Below are 4685 nucleotides of genomic sequence, written 5' to 3'. Positions count from 1 at the left end.
GATTTAGCGAAGAAAAGAGCAAGCACAGCCATGAAGCTAAATAGCGCCAACCAGCGCTTCTCGTTTGTAAAACGACCGAACATGACCCCTCCCCCTTCCTTCGATTTCAGTGCGTTATACACCTTTCGCTACCTTTCCAGCCTTCAATGAACAATCAATGACCACGCATAAGCGTCTCCAGCCCCCATCACAGGTAGCCCAGTTGACATCGCCTTCTAATTCTCATTTATAGCGTTGGCCGCCCCTGAATATAACAAATACATTTTATGTTTGTTGAGCCATTTAATTGACACCCCTATTTCCCTTTATTTCAATGCCGATAATTGTTGTTTGGATATTTTTTCAGGGGTAGCCATATGGATAACGGACAAATACCAACATTCCACCTTCCTCTACGACGCCTAGCCATTCAGCCCAGATAAATCTCCATTACCTGCAGATATGAAGATTTTTCAATAAATCTCCACCCATTAATTCGGGCTGAAATGTCTCCCATGTCACGATTCTTATAATTGTGAGATAAGGCACAGCCGACACCCCACCCCCACCTAATGAAAATGCGCCCCAATAATTTTCCGAACGCAATAATGACATCTCTGAGCCATTTGCAAAACCCCCTAGGCGCATTTAATAAGCCGCATAATTATGCCTTAATTGCGGCTGCGTAAATAATCGCCTCTCCACCCCAGCCCTCTCCATCCGCGGCTAATAAACAAAAGTGGGTCTGATTCAAGGCATTCCAGCAGATCACGTTCTGTAAATCGCGCTTGAATAGAGGGCTGCAAATGTGAAACTGTGCGAGTTTATGACACTTTCAAGACATTTTTCGGGCCATTTTTGTCATAAACGTAGTCAGTAACTCGGATCGACCCCACGTCGCCAGCTATAAACGCAAAAAAACGCCTCCCCACTCCACAAGGAGTGAGAAGGCGCTCGTGCGCTGTTACACGCTAATCGCCGCGCAAGCTAATTTCTGCGCAGTGCAGTGCCTAAATCGGCTTAAACGGTCTTAGATAGCCTTTGCACCGGTGAGGTCCAGGTCGACTGGCAGGTTGTCACCCGCACCGTCCTCAGCCAGCAGACCCCCCTGGTTGTTGCCACCGGTCTGGGCACCCTGCTCCTGGCCGCCGGTCTGGAGGCCACCCTGGTTCTTACCGCCGGTCTGCAGGCCCTGCTCCTGGCCGCCAGTCTGGAGGCCATTCTGGTTCTTACCACCAGTCTGTAGACCCTGCTCCTGGCCACCGTTCTGCAGACCCTGGTCGCCACCGACGTTCTGCAGGCTCTGATCCTGGCCACCGGTCTGGAAACCGGACTGACGCTCACCAATCTGGCCCTTGTCGTTGACCTGGTCGCCACCGACCTTGTCGCCCTTGACCAACTTGTCGCCGCCAATCTGGTCGCCGCCGTTCAGCTGGTCGCCGCCAGCGTTCTGGAGACCCTGGTTGCCGCCAACATTCTGCAGAGCGTTGTCCTGATCGCCTCCGACGTTCTGCAGACCCAGGTTGCCGCCCTCAGTCAGAGAGTGGAAATCCGGGAACAGGGAGTCAACCTGAACCAGCGGGCCCTCCGGGAAGTTCACATTGAACTCAGGTACCGGCAGCGGAGCCGGTGCTGGCAAGGAGGAAATCAGTTCGCAGATATTGCACAGGTTATCCATGATGATCCTTTAGAAAAATGAAGTGTAGATAGATGGTGTGGCGCGATGCCCAGAGCTGAAGGTAAAGGGCTTCTCGCCTTCTCCTTTGCGGCCACTGCCGTGCTCACACGAAAACCGTACCGGTGATGAAAAACGGTCACAATATAGAAAATCGACGCACTTCAGTCCAGCAATTGGAATTAGAAAAACGGCAAAATATAACCTGCACTTATGCCCAAACGTCGCATGTCACAGGTCACATTGTTAGCCCTTTGGTCACCCCAAACCAGGCTCGCCTTTTTCCAGCAGAAAAGCCCCGACACTAAGTGCCGAGGCTTAACTTTTCGCGCTTTTAAGTACCGCGGTTAACTACTGGCCAGCGACCAACAACTCCGCAATCTGGATGGTGTTCAGAGCAGCGCCCTTACGCAGATTGTCACCGGAGACAACCAACACCAGGCCACGCCCCTCCGGAACCGACTGATCGACACGGATGCGGCCCACCAGGGACTCATCCACGCCAGCGGCAGCAAGCGGATTCGGAACGTCGACGACCTTCACGCCCGGCGCGGACTCCAGTAGCTCGGTTGCCTTCTCCACGGACAGAGCATTCTCAAACTCAGCGTGAATCACCAGCGTGTGGCCAGTGAACACCGGAACACGCACACAAGTACCAGCAACAGCCAGCTCCGGGATAGACAGAATCTTGCGGGACTCATTGCGGAGCTTCTGCTCCTCATCGGTCTCCAGCGAACCGTCATCGACAAAATTACCGGCCATCGGCAGTGCGTTGAATGCAATCGGAGCGACGTACGGACCAAAGTCCTCCGCAACCAGAGCCGAGCCATCAGTGGTCAGCTGCTCCAAATTGTCGACGTTCTCGCGAACCTGACCAGCCAGCGCCTTCACACCAGCAAGGCCCGAACCCGAGACGGCCTGATAAGAGGACACACGCAGACGCTGCAACCCGGCCTCGTCGTGAAGCGGCTTGAGCACCGGCATCGCGGCCATCGTGGTGCAGTTCGGATTAGCGACGATGCCCTTCGGGATGTCCTGCAAAGCATCCGGGTTGACCTCGGAGACCACCAACGGGACCTCCGGATCCTTACGCCACGCCGACGAGTTATCAACAACAACAGCGCCAGCAGCCGCAAAACGCGGAGCCTGCTCCTTCGACAGCGTGCCGCCAGCGGAGAACACCGCGACATCAATGCCCTTCAGGTCCTCGTCGGAAGTAGCCGCGGCATCCTCGACAACAATCTTCTCGCCGCGGAACTCCAACTCCTTGCCCGCACTACGCGCCGAAGCGAAGAAACGAACCTTATCGGCCGGGAAATCACGCTCCGCCAGCAGAGTGCGCATCACACGGCCAACCTGGCCAGTGGCACCAACAACAGCAATCGTGGTCATTAGAACTCCTTAACGTCCCGTACCAGCGTAAACAACAGCCTCAGTGTCGCCACCGAGATTGAAAGCATCGTGCAGGGCCTTCACGGACTTATCGACATCCTGGTCATTAACCAGTACTGAGATACGAATCTCAGAAGTGGAAATCAGGTCGATATTCACACCCTCATCAGCGAGCGCCTCACAGAACGTCGCAGTCACACCCGGGTGGGACTTCATGCCAGCACCGACCAAGGAGACCTTGCCCACGTGATCGTCGTAAAGCACGTCCTTCCAGTCATTGTCAGCCTGCAGCTTCTTCAGCAACGCCATTGCCCTCGGAGCATCCTCGCGCGGGCAGGTGAAAGTAATGTCAGTGCGGTTATCCGCGACGGTGGAGACGTTCTGCAGCACCATATCGATGTTGATCTCCGCATCCGCCACCGCACGGAACATCTTCGCCGCCTGGCCCGGATCATCCGGAATGCCCAGCACGGTCACCTTCGCCTCGGAGCGGTCATGCGCCACACCAGTCAGAACTGCTTCTTCCATAGGGATATCCTCCATCGATCCATCAACAAGGGTGCCAAGTTCATTGCTATACGACGAACGCACACGCAACGGGACATTAAACGCGCGGGCGTATTCGACACTTCGCAGCTGCAAAATCTTCGCGCCAACCGCGGCCATTTCCAGCATTTCCTCGAAAGAAATGGTGTCTAAGCGCTGGGCATCCGGCACGATGCGCGGGTCTGCGGTGTACACGCCATCCACGTCGGAGTAAATCTCGCAGACGTCTGCCTCCAGCGCTGCTGCGAGAGCAACCGCAGTGGTATCCGAGCCGCCACGGCCGAGCGTAGTGACGTCCTTGGTCTCACGGTTCACACCCTGGAAACCCGCAACCAGGCAAATATGCCCTTCATCGAGAGCCTCCCGAACACGGCCCGGGGTGACCTCAATAATGCGGGCGTTACCGTGACGCTCCGTAGTAATAACGCCGGCCTGCGAACCGGTGAAAGAACGCGCCGAAGCACCGAAACTTGCGATAGCCATAGCCACCAGCGCATTGGAAATACGCTCACCGGCGGTCAGCAGCATGTCCATCTCGCGTCCCGGCGGGACCGGGTTGACCTGCTCAGCGAGGTCCAGAAGCTCATCGGTGGTGTCACCCATTGCCGAGCAGACAACCACGACGTCATTGCCCTGCTTTTTGGTTTCCACAATTCGTTCTGCAACACGACGAATGCGTTCGGCGCTCTCCAGGGATGAACCACCGTACTTCTGCACAACCAGTGCCATGGTCGGCAACCTCCAAAAACTAGGCAACTATATGCACTTAACTATTATTGACTCAATTTACTTGAGTTGTATTCGTAATTACATAGTGGGTTACCAAAACGTAGCTGGTGGGGGTTGCATGGAGGGTTTGGAATGGGTTGCGTAGGGGTTTGCGGGGTATCGTGGCCGGTTTTCGGGTGTGGGTTGGGTGTTTGGGGTATTTGGGGTGTGGGTTGGGCGCGACTGCGCGGGGAGGGTGTGACGGCTGGGGTGTTTGGGGTGCTTGGGGCGTCGGTTGGGTATCGGTGGGGTGTCGGTTGGGTGCGAATCGGACGCGGCTGCGGGCTGCAAATGTGAAACTGTGCGAGTTTATGACAAAAATAGG

3 protein-coding genes are annotated in these 4685 nt (G+C 55.5%); all 3 read right to left on the bottom strand.

Annotated elements, in window-relative coordinates:
* Window positions 1-1009: 1009 nt before the first annotated feature.
* The 3 genes from CORAM0001_RS10725 to CORAM0001_RS10715 all read right to left on the bottom strand — a co-directional run bounded on the left by CORAM0001_RS10725 (window position 1010) and on the right by CORAM0001_RS10715 (window position 4321).
* Window positions 1010-1657 carry a hypothetical protein gene (locus tag CORAM0001_RS10725; protein WP_005512012.1) on the bottom strand — a complete coding sequence of 216 codons (648 nt, stop codon included), beginning with the start codon at window positions 1655-1657 and terminating at the stop codon, window positions 1010-1012.
* Window positions 1658-2005: 348 nt separating this feature from the next.
* Window positions 2006-3046 (bottom strand): aspartate-semialdehyde dehydrogenase, encoded by a 1041-nt coding sequence (locus tag CORAM0001_RS10720; RefSeq protein WP_005512023.1) that lies wholly within the window; start codon window positions 3044-3046, stop codon window positions 2006-2008.
* Between the two features lie 9 nt (window positions 3047-3055).
* The gene (locus CORAM0001_RS10715) at window positions 3056-4321 is read right to left on the bottom strand and encodes an aspartate kinase (protein WP_005512027.1); all 1266 of its coding nucleotides are present in this window, start codon (window positions 4319-4321) and stop codon (window positions 3056-3058) included.
* Window positions 4322-4685 lie beyond the last annotated feature (364 nt).

This window comes from Corynebacterium amycolatum SK46, assembly GCF_000173655.1.
Taxonomy (GTDB): domain Bacteria; phylum Actinomycetota; class Actinomycetes; order Mycobacteriales; family Mycobacteriaceae; genus Corynebacterium; species Corynebacterium amycolatum_A.
Note: the sequence above shows the minus strand (reverse complement) of the source record. Positions and strands in the feature narration are given on the sequence as shown.

What these genes read in the sequence shown, in the direction of transcription:
- CORAM0001_RS10725 (WP_005512012.1), bottom strand. Translation starts at nt 1,657, where the DNA reads ATGGATAACCTGTGCAATATCTGCGAACTGATTTCCTCCTTGCCAGCA.
- CORAM0001_RS10720 (WP_005512023.1), bottom strand. Translation starts at nt 3,046, where the DNA reads ATGACCACGATTGCTGTTGTTGGTGCCACTGGCCAGGTTGGCCGTGTG.
- CORAM0001_RS10715 (WP_005512027.1), bottom strand. Translation starts at nt 4,321, where the DNA reads ATGGCACTGGTTGTGCAGAAGTACGGTGGTTCATCCCTGGAGAGCGCC.